This is a genomic window from Brachybacterium huguangmaarense (assembly GCF_025725725.1).
GTDB classification, from domain to species: domain Bacteria; phylum Actinomycetota; class Actinomycetes; order Actinomycetales; family Dermabacteraceae; genus Brachybacterium; species Brachybacterium huguangmaarense.
In genome coordinates this window covers 1,241,371-1,259,344 of the sequence record NZ_CP107020.1, presented here as the reverse complement: position 1 = coordinate 1,259,344, position 17,974 = coordinate 1,241,371, and the positions used below count along the sequence as shown (strand labels likewise).

Genomic DNA, 17,974 nt, shown 5'->3' with positions numbered 1-17,974 from the left:
GCCCGGACCGGCCGCACACGCTCGCGCCCCGGTGCGGACCGTGCCGGCGAGGCGACGGTCCGCACCGGGGCACCCGCGCGGCGGCATCCCAGCCACCGCGCCCGAGCTCCGGACGTGCGTGTCTCAGCCCGTGTTCTTCAGGCCCGCCGCGACGCCGTTGATCGTGGTCAGCAGCGCGCGCTGCAGCTCCTCGCTCGGCTCCTCGCCCTTCTCGGCGAGGGCGCGCACCCGCTGCAGCATCGCGACCTGCATGTAGCTGATCGGATCGAGGTAGCGGTCGCGCACGGTGAGCGTGCGCTTGAGGATCGGCTGGTTGTCGAGCAGCCCCAGCACCCCCGTGAGGCGCTCGACCTCCGCCACGGTGAGCTCGAACTCCTCACGGATGCGGTCGAACAGCGGCCACAGCCGCTCGGGCACGAGCGAATGCACGTAGTGCGCGGCGATGTCCATGTCGGTCTTCGCGAGCGTCATCTCGATGTTGGACAGCACCGTGCGGAAGAAGTGCCAGTGCCGCAGCATCTCGTGCAGGTCCTCCTCGAGGCCCGCGTCGCGCGCGGCCTTGAGGCCGGAGCCCGCTCCGAACCAGCCGGGCACGATCTGGCGCGACTGGGTCCAGCCGAACACCCACGGGATCGCTCGCAGGCCGTCGAGGCCCTTCTCCGACGTCGTGCGCTTGGACGGGCGCGAGCCGATGTTGAGATCGCCGAGCTGCTCGACCGGCGTCGAGGTCACGAAGTACTCGGGCAGGTCCGGGTCGTCCGCGAGCGTGCGATACCGGGCGAACGCCGCGTCCGAGACGGTCTGCATGACGTCCCCGAAGCGATCGAGCTGCTCGGGCGACACGCGCGGCTCGGTGTGCAGCGCCGAGCCCTGCAGGACCGCCGCGAGGGAGAGGTCGAGGTTCTCGCGCGCGAGCACCGGCAGCATGTACTTGTCCGAGATGACCTCGCCCTGCTCGGTGAACTTGATGGAGCCCTCGAGCACGCCGTACGGCTGCGCGGTGATGGCGTCGTAGGTGGGGCCGCCGCCGCGGCCGACGCTGCCGCCGCGACCGTGGAACAGACGCAGGGTGACGCCGTGCTTGGCGGCGACGTCGCGCAGGCGCCGCTGCGCCTGATGGATCTCCCACTGGCTCGTGATGACGCCGGACTCCTTGTTGGAGTCGGAGTAGCCGAGCATGATCTCCTGGCGGTCGCCGCGCAGGCGCACGATCTCCCGGAAGGACGGGTCCTCGAGCAGCGCGTCGAGGATCTCGCCGGCATGGCGCAGCTCCTCGACGGTCTCGAGCAGGGGCACGAAGCCGATGTCGGCGCGCTTGTCGTCGGCGCTCGCGAGATCGACCAGACCGGCCTCGCGGGCCAGCAGCGCGACGGCGAGGATGTCGTCGGCGCCGCGGGTCATCGACACGATGTAGGTCTCGATGCACTCGGGGCCGTACGTGCGGTGCGCCTCGCGGATCTCGCGGAACACCTCGAAGGTGGGGCGCGTCGCATCGTTGAGGATGCCGCTCTCCTCGGAGGCGAGGTCGGCGCCGGCCATCGGCCGTCGGCTCCCGAGCTCCGCGGAGAGCGCCTCCGTCCGCTCCGCGCGGCTCAGCTCGGCGTACGGGCGGTCGAGCTCACCGAGACGGTCGAACAGGCGGGAGAGGACCTCGTGGTGCTTCTCGGCGTGCTCGCGCACATCGAGGGTCGCGAGGGAGAGCCCGATGCCGGCCACCAGCTGCTGAGCGATCGCGAGCGAGCCGTCGGCGACCCTGTCCCCCTGGTGGCGGCGCAGCGCCGAGCGCAGCAGGTCGAAGTCGGCCTGGAGCTCGGAGCTGCGCAGGTAGTCCGTGCCGTGCTCGTGCGGGGTACCGCGGCGGATCCGTCGCCGGGTGTTCTGCAGCTTGGCCCGTATCACGCCGAGCTTGAGGCGGTAGGGCTCCTCGGCGTACATCTCGTACTGGTCCTCGGCCAGGAGGGCACTCTCGGCCTGGAGGCTCTCGCGCAGCTCGGGGTCGTCGCCCGTGAGCGAGCTCGAGACCGACAGCTCGAGGATCGCCCGGTTGATGAGCTCGATGGACAGGTCGATCGCGGTGTCGGCCTGCAGGCGCAGGACCTCGCGCGTGACCTGCGCGGTCACGAAGGGGTTGCCGTCGCGGTCGCCGCCGATCCAGGAGCCGAAGCGCAGGGGCGTCGTGGTCTCGTCGAGATCGGCGCCGTTCTCCCGCAGCTCGTCGCGGAAGTCGTCGAGCAGGCCCGGCATCGTGTGCAGGTAGATCTCGCGCAGGTAGTACAGGGCGTTGCGCGCCTCGTCGAGCGGCGTCGGCTTCTGGCGGCGCAGCTCGTCGGTCTGCCACAGCACCTCGATGACCTCGGACAGGTCGCGGTCCTGGCGGCGACGCTCGACGCTGCCCTCCTCGGTCTCGTCCTCGAGCAGATCGGAGACGCGCCGGAGCTTGGTCAGCACGGCCCGGCGCGAGGCCTCCGTGGGATGCGCGGTGAACACGAGGCGCACGTCGAGGCTGTCGACGGCCTTCTGGAGCGCCTCGGAGCCGCGCTCCGCGGCGATCTCCTTGACGGTGTGGGGGATCCAGGAGTCCTCGGCCGCGGTCTCCGAGATGGCGCGCACCCGGTACACCTGCTCGGCGGCGTTGGCCAGCAGGAAGTACTCGGTGAAGGCGCGCGTGAGCGCGGTCGCCTGCTCGATCGGCAGCTCGGCCAGTCGCTGCTGGATGCGCTGGGCGTCCTCGGGATCGGCCGACGCCTTGGCCTGCTTGGTCTGCCGGCGCACGTCCTCGACGAGGTCGAGGAGCTCCTGGCCGTGCTGGTCGGCGATCGTGCGGCCGAGCAGTGTGGACAGGCGGCGCACGACGGCGCGCAGCGGGGCATCGATATGGGGATCGTCCCCCACCACCGGGAACTCGGCGGTGAGAGTGGGGACGCGGAGAGCTTCGTCGTCGCGCACGGGACCTCCTGTGGGAACGGCACCGTGCGACCTGCGCCGGGGGCTGCGCTGGCCGCGACGGCGCTGAGCGGACGAGCGTCACTGTACAGGCGACGGCCGACAGCTCCCGCCTCGGGTCCTGCATCCGGACCGGCCGCGGACCTCGCGTGCGCACGGCGCGGCCTGCCGGTCCGCCCGGGCGGCGGAGGAGTCTAGGCTCCCCCCATGCCGCCCGAGCGCCCCGTCCCCGCGCGCGCCGGCGTGCGCCGACTGGGCAGCGGCTCGGTGCTGTGGCGGGTGACGGTCATGCTCGCGCTCGCCGCCGTGCTCCTCGCCGGTCAGCTGCAGCGCACCAACGAGTACTTCCCCTTCGGCACCCTCGAGCAGTACGCGCAGGCCGAGGACCCCGACGGGCAGGTCCGCAGCACGTGCCTGCTCGGCGAGCGCGACGGCCAGGTCGTCGACATCGGCTTCGGCCCGCGCAGCGTCGGCATCGAGAGGGCCGACGTCGAGAACCATCTGACGGCGATGCGCGCGGACCCGTCGCTGCTCGCGCCCCTCGCCGAGCACTACGACCGGGAGCACCCGGGCCTCGCCCCGCTCACGGCGCTCGTCGTGTGCCAGCGGGTGACGACGCTGCGCCACGGCGCACCCGCCGGTCCGCCCGAGACGGTGCAGATCGTGCGCTGGGCGGCGCCGTGACCGGCCGCGATCCCGTGGGCTCCTCCGTGCTGCGCCGCACGCTGCTCCCGGCGCTCCCCGCCTCCCGGGTCGCGGCGCTGCGCGCGATCGTCGCCGTCTTCGTGCTCGTGGACATCGTCGTGATCGACGGCGACGTGCCGGGGCATGCCGCCAACGCCGAGTACTTCCGCCCGATGCTGCTCGCGCGGCTCCTGCACCTGCCGCCCGTGACCGAGGCCGGGGCGCACGTGCTGCAGACGGTGATCGTGCTGGGATGCGTGCTCGGACTGCTCGGATGGCGGCCGCGCCTGACGGGTGCGGTCGTGGGGGTCGCGTTCGGCGTGTGGATGCTGTACTCCAACAGCTACGGGTACATCGCCCACGACCACCTCGCGCTCATGGTCGCGGTCTGGGTGCTGCCCACGGTGCCTGCGGCCTCGTGGCGCGACGACACCCCGTCGGAGGCGGCCGGCTGGGCGCTGCGCTGCATCCAGCTCGCCGTGGTCGCGACCTACTTCCTCTCGGTGCTGGCCAAGTTCCTCGCCTCGGGGTCGGTCGCCGCGTGGGCCGACAGCGCGATCCTCGCGTGGGCGATCATCCGGCGCGGCACCCCGTGGGCGGCGTGGCTGCTCCACGTGCCGTGGGTCTTCGTGCCCGCCCAGTGGGCGGCGGTCGCGATGGAGCTGAGCTCGCCGCTCGCCCTGTTCCTGCGGGGCCGGGCGCTGTACGTGCTGATCGCGGTGTTCCTCGGCTTCCACCTCAGCACGTTTCTCCTGCTGGGCATCCACTTCCTGCCCACGGCCGTGTGCTGGGCGGCGTTCGTGCCCGTCGAACGACTGCGGGACACCCGTGCGGGCCGCCGCCTCGCGCGGCTCACCGCGCCGGTGCGTCCGCGGGCCGTGTCCCGGGCCGTGTGAGCCGCGCGAGGTACGGGGCGTGACGCCAGCATGTGCGTGAACACTTCATCGACCCCGTGAGCACTCGCCGTGAAGGCGGTGGGTCGTGAGGTGCCGAGGGGAGCCTCCGCATCGTCGTCATGGGGTCCGCGGGTCGTGCTCCCCGGCTCCAACCAGGTCCCTCTCGATGTTGCCTTGACAACCGGTTCTCACACTCCGCATGAGCTATCGTTGTCCAACAAACAACTACAGGGACGTCGTGTATATTTTTGTCGGAGGTGCTCATGGCTGTCGACGTGGCAACTCTTCTGCGCGAGCTCGATGTCGCAGTCACAGGCGGATCCACGGTCGGATCGTGGCTCCTGCACGCACCCGACGGCACCCGCATCGAGGTGACTCCCGCGCCCGCCGTGGAACGCATGGACGCCCAGCACGTACGTGGGGCCCTGGCGCACGGCCGCAGGCCCCTGTTGGTGGGCGCATCCGCCACCCCGACGACGGTCGCACGAGCTCAGGCCGGCGAGGTCGACATCCTCACCGAGAGGCCCATCCGCCTCATCTATCAGGGACGAACGTACGAAGCCGACGAGCCGGCGAGCAGCGAGACGAGCAGGCAGGGGACGCCGCGCGGCCGGCCGGCGTGGATCCGCTGGGCGCTCGAGAGGTACCTCCTGCTGGCGAAGGGCCCGGTGCGGCAGCCTGCGATCGCGGCACAGCTGGGCACGAGTCAGCAGGCGATCTCCGCCGCCGTGCGCAAGCTCAAGGACCTCGTGACCGACCACGGCGGCGGCGTGATCACACGCGACCGGCGTGCGCTCCTCGCGCACTGGACGGCGGAGTACGCAGGCCCCGGAGGTCACCAGTTCGGCTGGTACGGGCTTGCCGACACCCGAGAGCAGGCCAGAGCGGCTGCCACGGTCGCCGCCTCGCTCGACGCGCAGCCGCTGGTCAGCGGAGACGTCGCCGCCGACGTGATCGCGCCATGGAAGCTCCCGGCACGAGGGCGGATCTACGTACGGAAGCCCGTCGACCTCGCAGGAGACGGCTTCGTGCCCGCCCCGCTCGAGGACGCCACCCTCATCACCTGCGTGCCGCGGGACCCGACCCTGTGGCGACTGATCGATGCGGAAGTAGAGCGCGGCGCACCTGGGTCCCTTCCCCTGGCGGATCCCCCGATCGTGCTGTGGGACCTGCTGAACAGCTCCGACGTCGACAGTGACGCCGCGGCAGAGAAGGTCGCGGCGCTCATCGTCGGTGCCGGCGAGTGAAGGACGAGATGTTCTCGATCAGTACTCGGGCGACGAGCAACGCCGACTCGCTGGGGCTGCTCGGACTCCAGGCCGTTGCCGAGGCTGCAGGCGAGACGGAGTACATGATCATCGGCGGGTACATGGTGCGCATGCTCCAGCTCGTCTACCCGACGCCGAACGCTGTCCACCGATCAACCCGTGACGCCGATGCCGCCGTCGATGACGTCGAGGTGGTCGGTCCGATCGCTGAGAGGTTGCAGATTCTGCACTTCGCCAAGAAGGGCGGGAACCTCTTCGCACGACAGACCGACGGAGGCCAGGAGATCGAGATCAACGTGCTGATGTCGCGCAGCGGGAGTTCGCACGGAATCCGCGCGACGGACGTGCCCGGCCTCGGATGGGTCGACACCCTGCCCGAGCTCACCTTCGCTTTCGCGGGGTCAGGGATCACCCTGGAGGTGGCTGCGGAGCTTCTGGACGGCTCAGTGATCGAATTCCGCACGCGGGTCCCGCGGCTCGAGGCCGCCGTGGTGCTGAAGGCACATAGCTGGAAAGCTCGCGGTCTCTCAGACCCCAAGGACCTGACAGACCTGCATTCCCTCTTGGAGATCCGCCAGGCCTATCCTGAGACGAGCTGGAAGCTTGACCAGGCGCCGCTCAGCGGTCGCCGCCGGGATGCTGCAGTGCTCCTCCACGAGCTCGCGGGGACGTTGCCCCGAAGGACCAGCACCATGCCCGTGCCTGGCCATGTGGCACGACATCGCATGGCCGCCTTGATCACGCAGCATGTCGCGAGGCCATGATCGGTCGGATCGAGAACAACCTGCCTAGACATTGCACCTCGTGCCCCGCCCGGCGCGTGCGCGGCGTGCCGCGTGAGTTCCAGCGCCGTCTGAGGTCGACCGTTGAACGACCATGAGACGAGCCGCAGAAGTGACGAGAGGGCCGCTTCCCAGGAGGTCTTCCCGGTCAGCGACCCTCAGGTCGATGCGGAGACGAGAGGATTTGAACCTCCGAGGCGATTTTGGTCGCCTACTCCCTTAGCAGGGGAGCGCATTCGGCCGCTCTGCCACGTCTCCTCATGCGCGTGCGCATGGTGTGCTGTGCGGGCGCAATCGCTTGCGTGCGCGCAACGGCGGCCAGACTACCGGAGGGCGCCGGGTCGCACAAAAGGACCGGACGGAGGTCACGCGAGCACGTCGCCCGCACCTGCGCGACGCCGGCCGGCAGCCCCGTCCGGGCCGTCTCACAGCCCCAGGCGGTCGCGCAGCAGGGCGATGTGCGTGGGCGTGCCCACGCGGTACTTCACGAGGGTGAGGACGCCGTCGGCGTCGATCGCGAGGGTCGAGCGGATCGTGCCCTCGACGAGTCGGCCGTACATGTTCTTGGTGCCCCAGGCGCCGTACGCGGCCATGGTCTCGTGGGAGGGGTCGGACGCGAGGTCGTAGGGCAGCTGCTGGTCCGCGATGAACCGCTCGAGGTCGGGCACCGGGTCCGGGGAGATCCCCAGGATGCGGTAGCCGGCGTCGGCGAACAGCGCGTAGTCGTCACGCAGCCCGCACGCCTGCTTCGTGCACAGGCTCGTGCCCGCCGCCGGGTAGAACCAGATCACGGCCGGCGCCCCGCGCAGGTCCTCGAGGCCGATGCGGCCGCCGCCCGCGGCGGGCAGGTCGAAGTCCGGGGCGCGGTCCCCCACGGCGAGCTTCACGTCGGACATCGGTCTCCTTGCGCTCAGGCGGTCGGCGGGCCCTCGCGTCGGCATGACGCGCGGACGCCCGCCACCCTACTGTGGGGGTATGACGAGCTTCGAGACGCCGAGTGCCCACGAGTTCCACCCCGCCGACGACCGCGACGACGCGCCGCGCGTGCCCGGCGCCCAGCCCGAGGGTCTGCAGATCCCCTCGCGGCTGATCGATGCGGCGCACGAGCAGCCCGTCCGCGACGGCGCGTGGGCGTTCATCGTGGCCGGCGAGGACGACGAGATCGAGGTCGCCGCCGAGGTGATGCTGCTCGCCGACGGGGCCGTCGACGCCGATCGTGCGTCGTCGATCGCGACCTACCTCCTCGAGGCGCGCGAGCGGCAGATCGCCGAGGCCGGGAGCTCACAGCAGGCCTGAGCCGCTCCGCCGGGCCCGCATCGTCGGGGCCGGCGCCACCTGCCCCCGACCTCCGTCCCCACGGTTGTCACAGCACGTGCGGGGCGAGCGCCCGCCACCCCCACCACGTGCAGGCGGCGAGCACGAGCACGTAGCTTGCGACCCACACCGCGGTGGGGACGCCCGTGAGCTGGGCGAGCTGCTGGGGGTCGTCCTGGCGTCGCCCGTGAGCCATGACGGCGCCGAAGTGGCGCCACGCGCCGAGCAGCAGGAACACGCCCGCGCCGAGCACGACCGCCGCGGCGAGCGCCGCGCTCCCCCACCACCACAGGGCGCCGATCGCCACGACGGCGACGAGCACGGTCGCGAGCGTGTGGGCCGAGCGCACGAAGACGAGCGACACCACCAGGATCACGAGGTCGGCGAACAGCGTCGTGCGCGAGAAGCCGCCGAAGGCGATGTGAGTCAGCACCGCGCCCACGACCGCGGGCGCCGGGTAGCCCGCCCACGTCGACACGACGCGGCCGAAACCGCGGCTGCGTCCCACCGTGACGGCATGCCCCGACATGTCGGCGCTCACCACGAATCCGGTGAAGCGGCGGCCGACCAGGATCCCGACGACGGCGTGCCCGAGCTCGTGCACGATCGTGACCGCGAGCCGTGCCGGCCTCCACGCGGCCGGCACGGCCACGAGAACGAGGGCGACCGCGACGGCGAGCAGGGTCCACCAGCCGGCCGCGGGGTCGGCCGTCGGCACGATGCGCTCGCCGATCGCGTGGCGCAGGGTCTCCAGACTCACGTCGACGATGGTGGCACGGAGCGCTGGGGCGGCGCTGGAGGCGCCCGGTAGCGTGGGGAGCGGCCCATGCCGGACGAGAGGTGCTGGACGAGAGGAGAGCAGATGACGACGATCCCCCGTCTGCACCAGAGCTACGCCGCGGCGATCCCCGAGCTGTCGATCCCCCAGGCCGCCGAGGCGCCGCCGGAGCCGCGACTCGTCGTGCTCAACGAGGAGCTCGCCCGCGAGCTCGGCTACGACCGCGCCTGGCTGCGGGGGCCCGAGGGGCTCGCACTGCTGACCGGCGGTCTCGACGCCGAGGGCCGCCCCGGCGCGCGCGAGGTCTCCCATCCCTTCACCACGGCCCAGGTCTACGCGGGCCACCAGTTCGGCCGGCCCAACCCGCTGCTGGGCGACGGCCGCGCCGTGCTGCTCGGCGACCTCGTCGATGCCCGTGGGCGGCGGCGGGACCTGCACCTCAAGGGGTCGGGGCCGACGCCGTTCGCGCGTGCCGGCGACGGCAGGGCGCCGCTCGGTCCGATGCTGCGCGAGCACCTCGTGGGCGAGGCCATGCACGCCCTCGGGATCCCGACCACGCGCGCGCTCGCGGTCACCGCGACAGGAGCGGGCGTGCTCCGCCGCGGGCCCGTGCCCTAGCCCGGCGCGATGCTCACGCGGGTCGCCGCGAGCCATGTGCGCGTGGGCACCTTCGAGTACGCGGCGTGGCACGGCGGCCCCGACCTGCTGCGGTCCCTGACCCGCTGGGCGATCGACCGGCACTGGCCCGCGGCACGCGAGGAGGCCGACGAGCCCCTCGCCCTGCTGCGCTGCGTGACGCGAGCGCAGGCCGAGCTCGTGGCCCGCTGGATGAGCGTCGGCTTCGTGCACGGGGTCATGAACACCGACAACATGGCGATCTCCGGGGAGACGATCGACTACGGGCCGTGCGCATTCCTCGACGTCTTCTCGCCGTCGGCGTGCTTCAGCTCGATCGACGCCCAGGGCCGGTACGCCTACGGCCGCCAGGGGGCGATCGCGCTGTGGAACCTCGCGCGCTTCGCCGAGGCGCTCCTGCCCGTGATCGACGAGGACCCGGAGACGGCGGTCGCCGCTGCGACCGAGGTGCTCGGCGGCTTCGAGCCGGCCTACGTGCGCACGTGGACCCAGAGCATGGCCGCGCGCCTGGGCGTGCCGCTCGCAGACGGCGGCTCGGACGAGGATCTCGCCCCCGCGCGCTCGCTCGCCGAGGACGCGCTGCACCTGCTCGAGCGCCACCGCGTCGACCACACGGGGTTCTTCCGCGCGCTCACCGAGGACCGGACGTCCGAGCTGCTGCCGGGCGAGGCCCGCGCGGCCTTCGCCGCGTGGGACGAGCGTCGTGCGGACCTCGCCGGGCACGGCGAGCGGGCCGCGACGGCGCGCGCCCGCATGGCCGCCGCCAACCCCGTCTACATCCCCCGCAACCACCATCTCGAGGCGGCTCTGCGCGCCGCGGAGCTCGGGGACCTGGCGCCGTACGAGCGGCTGCTCGAGGCCGTCACCTCGCCGTTCACCCGCCGTGAGGGGCTCGAGGAGCTCGAGGGGCCCGGGGCGGAGCCCGGGGCGCCCTTCGTCACCTTCTGCGGCACGTGAACGGTCCCGGCCCTGCTCGGCCGGCTGTCGCCCCTGCGGGCTACGGTGGGCGCGTGCCTCCCGCCGACCGCCCCCAGCCCGATCATGTGTCCGTGCGCGGCGCCCGCGTGCACAACCTCCGGGACATCGACGTCGACGTCCCCCTGAACCGCCTGGTCGGGATCGCCGGCGTGTCCGGCTCCGGCAAGTCGTCGCTCGCGATGGGGGTGCTGTACGCCGAGGGGTCGCGCCGCTACGTCGAGGCCCTGTCGACCTACACACGGCGGCGCATGGCCCAGGCCCCGCGCGCCGACGTGGACGCCGTGACCCACGTGCCCGCGGCGCTCGCGCTGCGCCAGCGGCCGGGCGTGCCCGGGGTGCGCTCGACCTTCGGCACCTCGACGGAGCTGCTGAACGTGCTGCGGCTGATGTTCTCCCGCCTGGCCTCGCACGTGTGCCCGAACGGGCATCGGGTGCCCCCGACGATCGACGTCGCCGCGGAGGTGCCGTTCACGTGTCCGACGTGCGGGGCCGAGGTGCACGCGCCCGGGGCGGAGGCGCTCGCCTTCAACTCCGAGGGAGCGTGCCCCCGGTGCGAGGGCACCGGGATCGTGCGCGACGTCGACGACGCCTCGCTCGTCCCCGACCCGTCCAAGACGCTCGACGGCGGGGCCGTCGTGCCCTGGAACATGTTCGGCTTCAACGTGCAGCCCGACATCGTGCGCGAGTTCGGGGTGCGCACCGACGTGCCCTGGCGCGACCTGACCGCCCATGAGCGGGAGATCGTGCTCGGCGGGCCGGCCGAGAAGAAGCACATCACCGTCACCTCGAAGAAGGGCGTGCACGACCTCGACTTCACCTTCCGCAACGCCCGTCTGACCGTCACCGAGGAGCTGCGGCGTGCCAAGGACGAGAAGCGCCTCGCACGGGTGAGCCGCTTCCTGAGCGAGCGCACGTGCCCCGACTGCCACGGCAGCCGCCTGTCGGAGGCCGCGCGCCGCCCCGAGATCGACGGGATCACCCTCGCGGACGCGACCGCCAAGACCCTCGACGACGTGATCGCGTGGGCGCGGACGATCACCGACCCGCTGCCCGAGCCCATGCATCCGATGGCGCGCGGGCTCGTGGACCAGTTCACGCAGATGGCCGCGCGCCTCGTGCACCTGGGCCTCGGGTACCTGAGCCTCGACCGCGCCGGCTCGACGCTCTCGACCGGCGAGCGCCAGCGCGTCCAGCTCGCGCGTGCCGTGCGCAACCGCACGACGGGCGTGCTGTACGTGCTGGACGAGCCGAGCATCGGCCTGCACCCCTCCAACATCGACGGCCTGCTCGAGCTCGTGGGCGACCTGCTGGGCGACGGCAACTCCGTGCTGCTCGTGGACCACGACGTGCAGGTGCTCCGCGAGGCCGACCATCTGATCGAGATCGGGCCCGGCTCCGGCCGCGACGGCGGCACCGTGATCGCCCAGGGCGAGGTCGCGCACGTCGCGGCCGACCCGGCATCGCGGCTCGGACCGTTCCTGTCGGGTGCCGAGCAGGTCGCGGCACGCCGTCGCGCGGAGGCCGACGACGTGTTCGCCTCCGGCACGATCCGGCTGCGGACAGCGCCGCTGCACACCGTCCGCGCGCTCGACGTGGAGATCCCGCGCGGCCGCCTGACCGCGGTGACCGGCGTGTCCGGCTCGGGCAAGACGACGATGGTGCTCGAGTCGCTCGTCCCGGCGGTCCGGGCCGCGGTCGAGGACCGTGGCCTGCCGTCGCACGTGGCCTCGCTCGAGGCCGACGGCATCGCCCGGATCCACCAGATCGACGCGACGCCGATCGGCGTCAACGTGCGCTCGACCGTCGCCACCTACTCCGGTGTGCTCGACGACCTGCGACGCGCCTTCGCCCGCACCGACGAGGCCGTCGCGCGCGGGCTCACGCTCGGCGACTTCTCCTACAACACCGGCTCGCTGCGCTGCCCTCGCTGCGAGGGGACGGGCCGCGTGTCGCTCGACGTGCAGTTCCTGCCCGACATCGACATCGACTGCCCCGAGTGCGACGGCCGGCGCTATGCGCCCGAGGCCGACGAGATCCGCCGCGCGGTGCCCGGGCGCTCCGCGGAGCACGACGGCGCGGGCGAGGAGGCGCAGGAGGGCGGGCCCCACGACGACGCGGAGGGTCGCGGGGTCTCCCTGCCGGAGCTGATGGGCACGACCGTGAGCGAGGCGATCGACCTGGTGGGAGACATCCCGCCCGTGCGCCGCCGGCTCACGACGCTCGTCGACCTCGGGCTCGGCTACCTGACGCTCGGCGAGGACACGCCCGCGCTCTCGGGCGGCGAGGCCCAGCGGCTCAAGCTCGCCGGGCAGGTCGATCGCACGCAGACCGACTCCGTGTTCGTGTTCGACGAGCCCAGCGTGGGGCTGCACCCGCTCGACGTGCGCACCCTGCTGCGTGTGCTCGACCGGCTCGTCGACCACGGCGCGACCCTCGTCGTCATCGAGCACGACCTCGACATGATCGCCGACGCCGACTGGATCATCGACATGGGACCCGGCGGCGGCGAGGCGGGAGGCCGGATCGTGGCCACCGGCACGCCCGAGCAAGTGAGCGCCGCGACGGAGTCCTCGACCGGCACCTATCTCGCGCGCCACCTGGACCGGAGCTGAGCGGCAGCGCCCTGGCCGGTGTGCGACGTTCCGCGGGGCAGGGCCGTCACGCCGTCCGCGCGACCTCGCGCACGAACGACGCCGAACGGTCCCGGAGCTCCTGGATACGCAGGTCGATCCAGTACTGCTTCTCCTCGTCGGAGCCGCCGCTCATCTCGGTCAGCGACGGCGCCCGGCGCACGTTGGCCGAGCAGCGGAAGCCCGCACAGATCGCGGTGCCGATGGTGCCGCCCTTGCGGCCCGGCGCCCCTGCCCGGCGAGCCACGTAGAGCACGGCCGGGTCGGCGATCGTGACGTCCTGGCACCACGCGCACATCATCTTGCGCCGGTGTGGGCTGGGCGGCTGGGTGCGCAGCATGATGCCGACGGCCTCGTCGTCGAGCTCGAGCACGACGTAGGAGAGCAGGTCGCGCTTGGGGTCGCGCCATCCGAGGTACTCGACATCGTCCCAGCGCACGGCGTCGAGGTCGGGCACCGTGACCTGACGTGCCTCACGCACCGTGGTGTTGATGAACGAGTCGCGGATCTGGTCCTCGCTGAGCGGTCTCATTGGCACCACGGTAGACCGTCGGCACGGCGGCGTCGCATGGATTTCCCGGCCGCCGGTCCGGCGCAGCGCCCGCGTGCGGCACCCGGGGCTCCCGATGCGTGCCGTCAGGCGACAGCCGGGCCGGGCCCGTCATCGGCCGTTCCGCTCGGTGCGCCGCCGGAGCCCGGCACAGCGAGCGCCGGCCCGACGCGGCGCACGGACTCGCGCTCCACGAGCGAGACCGAGAGCGGCGCGGCGCGGTCCGGCTCGGCCGCTCCGGTGATCGCCGCGAGCAGGGAGTCGACGCTCCGCGCGGCCTTGGCGCCGATGTCCTGGGCGATCGTGGTGAGGCCGGGCGCCGTCACCCGGCTGATGTCGAAGCCGTCGTAGCCGATGAGCGACACGTCCTCGGGCACGCGGATGCCTGCTCGGGTGAGCCCGATCAGGAAGCCGGCCGCCAGGTCGTCGGCCGAGCACAGGGCGGCGGCGGGGACCCTGTCCTCCCGGACGAGCTGCTCGGCCAGCGCGATCCCCGAGACCACGTTCGTGGTCGCGACCTGGATCGCGTCGGGGGCGCGAAGCCCGGCCCGCTCGAAGGGCCCCCGGAATCCGCGCCAGCGCTCGTCGTCGACGCTCACGCTGTAGTGCACCGGCCCGATGAACGTGGCCTCGCGGTGCCCGCGCTCGAGGAGGTGTTCGGCCGCGAGCCTGCCGCCGGCCGCGTCGTCCGCGCGCACCGTCAGGATCGTCGGATCCTCGGAGTAGTTGTCCGAGAACAGCATGGGCACGTCGTGCGCCTCGCGCAGCTCGTCGATCTCCATCGCCATCGTGTTGATGAGGATTGCCCCGTCGACGTTCCAGGACTTCAGGCTCGCGACGGTCTCGCCGAGGTCCGTCGCGGTCACGAGCATCGAGAAGTACCCGCGGTTCTGGAGCGCGAGGGCGAGCTCGCCCACGTAGCGGGCGTCGTGCGTGGAGGTCATGACCTCGCCGTGGCCGTTGATCACGAGCGCCACGATGCGGGAACGGCGGCCCGAGAGCGACCGGGCGGCCCCGCTGGGCACGTAGCCGGTCGCCGCGACCGCTTCGAGCACGCGCGCGGCGGTCGTCGCCGAGACCTTGCTCGAGCGTCCCGCGAGCACGTTCGACACGGTCATCGTGCTGACACCGGCGGCCTTCGCGACATCGGCGAGCGTCGTCATCCGGGCCTCCTCGAGCGAGTAGGCGCCGATTTCTTGTACATCGCCACCGTATGGGCTACGTTACCTTCAGTTTAGCGTTAAACCTCGCCACTCGGGATGGCGGACGCTGGACCAGCCTGGCATCCCCGGGCGCTGAACTCTCTGGCAAGGACGGTGGATCATGTTCAGTCGACGCTCATTCCTCTCAGCCTCCGCGATCGGCCTGGCCGGCGCGGCCTCCCTCACGGCGTGCTCGAGCGACGGGCCCGAGAAGATGGAGTCCGCGCCGAGCGGTCACCCGGTGCAGGGCAAGACCCTCACGTACGACCCCAACCACCTCGTCAACGACGGCGAGCCGATCACGCTCGAGTGGTGGCTGTGGGACGGCGACACGATCTTCGGGAAGTTCGCTGAGGCGTATTCCGCGATCCACACCAACGTGAAGATCAAGGTCGTCAAGCAGCCGTGGGAGGACTACTGGACGAAGCTCCCCCTCGCGCTCAAGGACGGCGGCAACCCCGCCATCTTCAACATCCACAACAGCTACCACGCCAACCTCTTCCCGTACCTCGAGCCGTACAACGTCGATCTCGAGCAGCTCTCGGCCGACTACACGGGCGCCGACGCCCACGTGATCGACGGCAAGCTCTACTACACCGACTACGGGCTCATGAGCGGGGTCATCTACTACAACACCGAGCTGTGGGAGAAGGCGGGCCTCGGCGACGCCGACATCCCCCAGACCTGGGACCAGCTGCGCGAGGTGGCCACGAAGCTCACGGTCGCTGAGGGCGACACGATCACGCAGGCGGGCTTCAACTTCAACAGCCAGTTCAACGCCTTCACGCCGGGCCTGCCCTACCAGCACGGCCAGAACCTCTTCGCCGAGGACCAGAAGACCCCGACCTTCGCGTCGGACGCGATGAGCGACCTGATCGCGATGTTCACCGGGTTCTACGACACCGACAAGGTCGGCTCGAAAGACTTCGGCAACGACTCGGGCGAGTCCTTCGGCCAGGGCCAGTCCGCGATGGTCTACTCGTGGACCCACCTGGGCGGCACGCTCGCCCAGGACTTCCCGGACGCGAAGTACAACACCTTCCGCACGCCGGTGCCGGAGGCCGGGCAGCAGCCGTACGCCTTCGACCGCTACAACGGCGAGTCCACCCTCGGCATCAACAAGAACGCCGACGACGCCGCCAAGGCGGTCGCCCAGGACTTCCTGAAGTTCTACCTCACGAGCGAGGAGAACCTGAAGGCGCTCTGCCTGAACTACCACGTCTTCCCGATGTACAAGCCGCTCGCCGAGGACGCCGACATCACGGCCGACCCCCAGCTGTCGTCGCTCGCCGACGGCATCGAGCACTACATCTGGCCCGGGCCGATGCCCGCGACCATCGAGGAGAACGCCAAGACGATGTGGCAGGACATCCTCTTCAACGGCACGAGCCCCGACGACGCGATGAAGGCCGCCCAGGCGGGCATCGAGAAGGACCTCACCTCCGCGGACTTCGCCGCCGTCGAGGACAAGTACGCGTTCTACCAGCCCTCCCACTGATCGGAACGGGCCCGGCCGCGCGCCGGGCCCGTCTGGAGCCACCATGAACTCCCTTGCCATGGGGCGCACGCGCCCCGCCAAGCGTCGGATCGTCTACAAGGGCGAGCGCGGGATCCGCAACTCCGTGGTCATCCTGCTCATCGTCTTCAACCTCGTCCTGCTCGTCGTGCCCGTCGCGATCGCGCTCACGGGCAGCTTCCACGACTGGAACCCGCTGAACGGCCGGTTCGACCCCGTCGGGATCGACAACTACACGCGCATGTTCGCCGACCCGCGCCTGGTCACCTCGGTGGTCAACACGACCGTGTTCGGGCTCGTGGTGATCGCCGCCCGGGTGGTCCTCGGGCTCGCCCTCGCGCTCGCGATCTTCTCGCGCATGACCCGGTTCAAGACGTTCTTCCGGGCCCTGTTCTACATGCCGACCGTGACCCCGCTCGTGGCCGTCGCCTACGTGTGGAAGATGATGTACGACCCGCAGGTCGGGGCCGTCAACTCCTTCCTGGGCACCGACGTGAACTGGCTGTTCGACAGCCACTGGGCGCTGCCGGCGATCATGCTGATGACGATCTGGAAGGACTTCGGCTACGCCGTCATCCTGTTCCTGGCGGGGCTCTACTCCCTGCCCGAGGACGTCATGGAGGCGGCCCAGGTCGACGGCGCGGGCGCATGGAAGCGCTTCGTGCACGTGACGCTCCCGTTGCTGCGGCCGATGATGATCTTCGTCGTCATCACCTCGCTGATCTCGTATCTGCAGACCTTCATCCAGGTGCTCGTGCTGACCAAGGGCGGGCCCGGGTTCAAGACCTACCTGCTCTCGTACCTGATCTACGACGAGGCGTTCGTCAAGTACAACTTCGGCTACGCCTCCGCGATCGCGTTCGCCCTGTTCCTGGCGACCGCGGTGCTCACGATCCTGTCCTTCTGGGTCACCGGGATCGGCACCCGCACCGGGGCCCGCCCCCGTCGCGTCCGCTCCGGCCGGAAGGCGGTGTGACATGCGCCGGTTCCAGTCCGCCGTGCTCCACGTCGGCCTTCTCGCGATCGGGGTCATCACGGTCTTCCCGTTCGTGTGGATGGTGCTGAGCGCCTTCAAGCCCAACAGCGAGATCCGCGCGCTCGACCAGACCTTCCTGCCCCGTGAATGGACGTTCGACAACTTCCTGAACATCCAGCAGAACTTCGACTTCATCCGGCTCTTCGGGAACTCGGTGTTCCTGTCCGTCACGATCACGGCGATCTCGATCTACACGAGCGTGCTCGCGGGCTTCGTGCTGGGCAAGTACGTCTTCCGCGGCCGGGGTGCCCTGTTCGGGTTCATCCTCGCCACCATGATGATCCCGTGGGCGGTCACGATCATCCCGCGCTACACGATGTTCTCCGAGGTGGGCCTCAAGGGCTCGTGGCTGTCGATCATCATCCCGGTGATCTTCTCGGGATTCGGCATCTTCATGATGAAGCAGTCGATGGACGGCATCCCCGACGAGATCCTCGAGGCCGCCCGCATGGACGGCGCCTCGGAGCTCTACATCTTCCATCGGATCGTGCTGCCGATGAGCACGAACTCGATCAGCGCGCTCGCGATCTTCCAGTTCCTGTGGGTCTGGGAGGACTACCTGTGGCCGTACCTCATGATCGAGGACGACTCCAAGCAGGTGCTCGCGGTCGGCCTGACCACCTTCAGCGGCCGCTACTCGACGGACTTCGGAGGGCTGTTCGCGGCCACCACCCTGTCGATCCTGCCGGTCCTCGTCGTCTATCTCGTCTTCCAGCGGCGCTTCATCGCCGGTGCGGCGAGCGCCGCGGTCAAGGGGTGAG

The 17,974-nt window shown here is 71.1% G+C and carries 14 protein-coding genes, 1 tRNA gene and 1 pseudogene; 10 read left to right on the top strand and 6 right to left on the bottom strand.

Annotated elements, in window-relative coordinates:
• Positions 1-123: 123 nt before the first annotated feature.
• Positions 124-2,895, bottom strand: coding sequence for a phosphoenolpyruvate carboxylase (gene ppc / locus BRM3_RS05555; protein ID WP_396127035.1), 2,772 nt, complete (start codon positions 2,893-2,895; stop codon positions 124-126).
• Positions 2,896-3,150: 255 nt separating this feature from the next.
• On the opposite strand from ppc, the gene BRM3_RS05550 reads away from it, so the two are divergent.
• From BRM3_RS05550 to BRM3_RS05535, 4 genes are all read left to right on the top strand, one after another.
• Positions 3,151-3,627 (top strand): hypothetical protein, encoded by a 477-nt coding sequence (locus BRM3_RS05550; protein WP_263595092.1) that lies wholly within the window; start codon positions 3,151-3,153, stop codon positions 3,625-3,627.
• A complete protein-coding gene (locus tag BRM3_RS05545; protein ID WP_263595091.1) occupies positions 3,624-4,523 on the top strand; it encodes a hypothetical protein in 900 nt (299 codons plus the stop codon). The genes BRM3_RS05550 and BRM3_RS05545 overlap by 4 nt, the downstream gene beginning before the upstream one ends.
• A 263-nt stretch (positions 4,524-4,786) precedes the next feature.
• On the top strand, positions 4,787-5,770 hold the full coding sequence (locus tag BRM3_RS05540; protein ID WP_263595090.1) for a hypothetical protein: 984 nt from the start codon (positions 4,787-4,789) through the stop codon (positions 5,768-5,770).
• An 8-nt stretch (positions 5,771-5,778) separates the two neighbouring features.
• Positions 5,779-6,555, top strand: a complete 777-nt coding sequence (locus BRM3_RS05535; RefSeq protein WP_263595089.1) for a hypothetical protein — start codon at positions 5,779-5,781, stop codon at positions 6,553-6,555.
• Positions 6,556-6,742: 187 nt separating this feature from the next.
• On the opposite strand, the gene BRM3_RS05530 is transcribed toward BRM3_RS05535, so the two are convergent.
• Together BRM3_RS05530 and BRM3_RS05525 are read right to left on the bottom strand one after the other, a co-directional pair.
• Positions 6,743-6,831: transfer RNA gene (locus BRM3_RS05530), tRNA-Ser, on the bottom strand.
• 167 nt (positions 6,832-6,998) lie between these two features.
• Positions 6,999-7,469, bottom strand: coding sequence for a peroxiredoxin (locus BRM3_RS05525; RefSeq protein ID WP_263595088.1), 471 nt, complete (start codon positions 7,467-7,469; stop codon positions 6,999-7,001).
• A gap of 79 nt (positions 7,470-7,548) precedes the next feature.
• Between BRM3_RS05525 and BRM3_RS05520 the strand changes: the two genes are divergently transcribed.
• A complete protein-coding gene (locus tag BRM3_RS05520) occupies positions 7,549-7,869 on the top strand; it encodes a hypothetical protein (RefSeq protein WP_263595087.1) in 321 nt (106 codons plus the stop codon).
• 67 nt (positions 7,870-7,936) lie between these two features.
• Here the strand turns inward: BRM3_RS05520 and BRM3_RS05515 are convergent, their stop codons facing one another.
• On the bottom strand, positions 7,937-8,647 hold the full coding sequence (locus tag BRM3_RS05515) for a M50 family metallopeptidase (RefSeq protein WP_318152442.1): 711 nt from the start codon (positions 8,645-8,647) through the stop codon (positions 7,937-7,939).
• A 102-nt stretch (positions 8,648-8,749) separates the two neighbouring features.
• Here BRM3_RS05515 and BRM3_RS05510 point away from each other — a divergent pair.
• Together BRM3_RS05510 and BRM3_RS05505 are read left to right on the top strand one after the other, a co-directional pair.
• A pseudogene (locus BRM3_RS05510) lies at positions 8,750-10,258 on the top strand (protein adenylyltransferase SelO).
• Positions 10,259-10,311: 53 nt separating this feature from the next.
• Positions 10,312-12,891 (top strand): excinuclease ABC subunit UvrA, encoded by a 2,580-nt coding sequence (locus tag BRM3_RS05505; RefSeq protein ID WP_263595086.1) that lies wholly within the window; start codon positions 10,312-10,314, stop codon positions 12,889-12,891.
• A gap of 46 nt (positions 12,892-12,937) precedes the next feature.
• Here BRM3_RS05505 and BRM3_RS05500 read toward each other — a convergent pair whose 3' ends face one another.
• Together BRM3_RS05500 and BRM3_RS05495 are read right to left on the bottom strand one after the other, a co-directional pair.
• Positions 12,938-13,441, bottom strand: a complete 504-nt coding sequence (locus BRM3_RS05500; RefSeq protein WP_263595085.1) for an FBP domain-containing protein — start codon at positions 13,439-13,441, stop codon at positions 12,938-12,940.
• Positions 13,442-13,545: 104 nt separating this feature from the next.
• Positions 13,546-14,622, bottom strand: coding sequence for a LacI family DNA-binding transcriptional regulator (locus BRM3_RS05495; RefSeq protein ID WP_263595084.1), 1,077 nt, complete (start codon positions 14,620-14,622; stop codon positions 13,546-13,548).
• Between the two features lie 160 nt (positions 14,623-14,782).
• Between BRM3_RS05495 and BRM3_RS05490 the strand changes: the two genes are divergently transcribed.
• Genes BRM3_RS05490 through BRM3_RS05480 form a run of 3 tightly spaced genes read left to right on the top strand, consistent with a single transcriptional unit; the run spans position 14,783 to position 17,973 of the window.
• Positions 14,783-16,159, top strand: a complete 1,377-nt coding sequence (locus tag BRM3_RS05490; protein WP_263595083.1) for an ABC transporter substrate-binding protein — start codon at positions 14,783-14,785, stop codon at positions 16,157-16,159.
• A gap of 43 nt (positions 16,160-16,202) precedes the next feature.
• Positions 16,203-17,153 carry a carbohydrate ABC transporter permease gene (locus BRM3_RS05485; protein WP_263595082.1) on the top strand — a complete coding sequence of 317 codons (951 nt, stop codon included), beginning with the start codon at positions 16,203-16,205 and terminating at the stop codon, positions 17,151-17,153.
• A 1-nt stretch (position 17,154) separates the two neighbouring features.
• Positions 17,155-17,973 (top strand): carbohydrate ABC transporter permease, encoded by an 819-nt coding sequence (locus BRM3_RS05480; protein WP_263595081.1) that lies wholly within the window; start codon positions 17,155-17,157, stop codon positions 17,971-17,973.
• The last annotated feature ends 1 nt before the right edge of the window (position 17,974 follow it).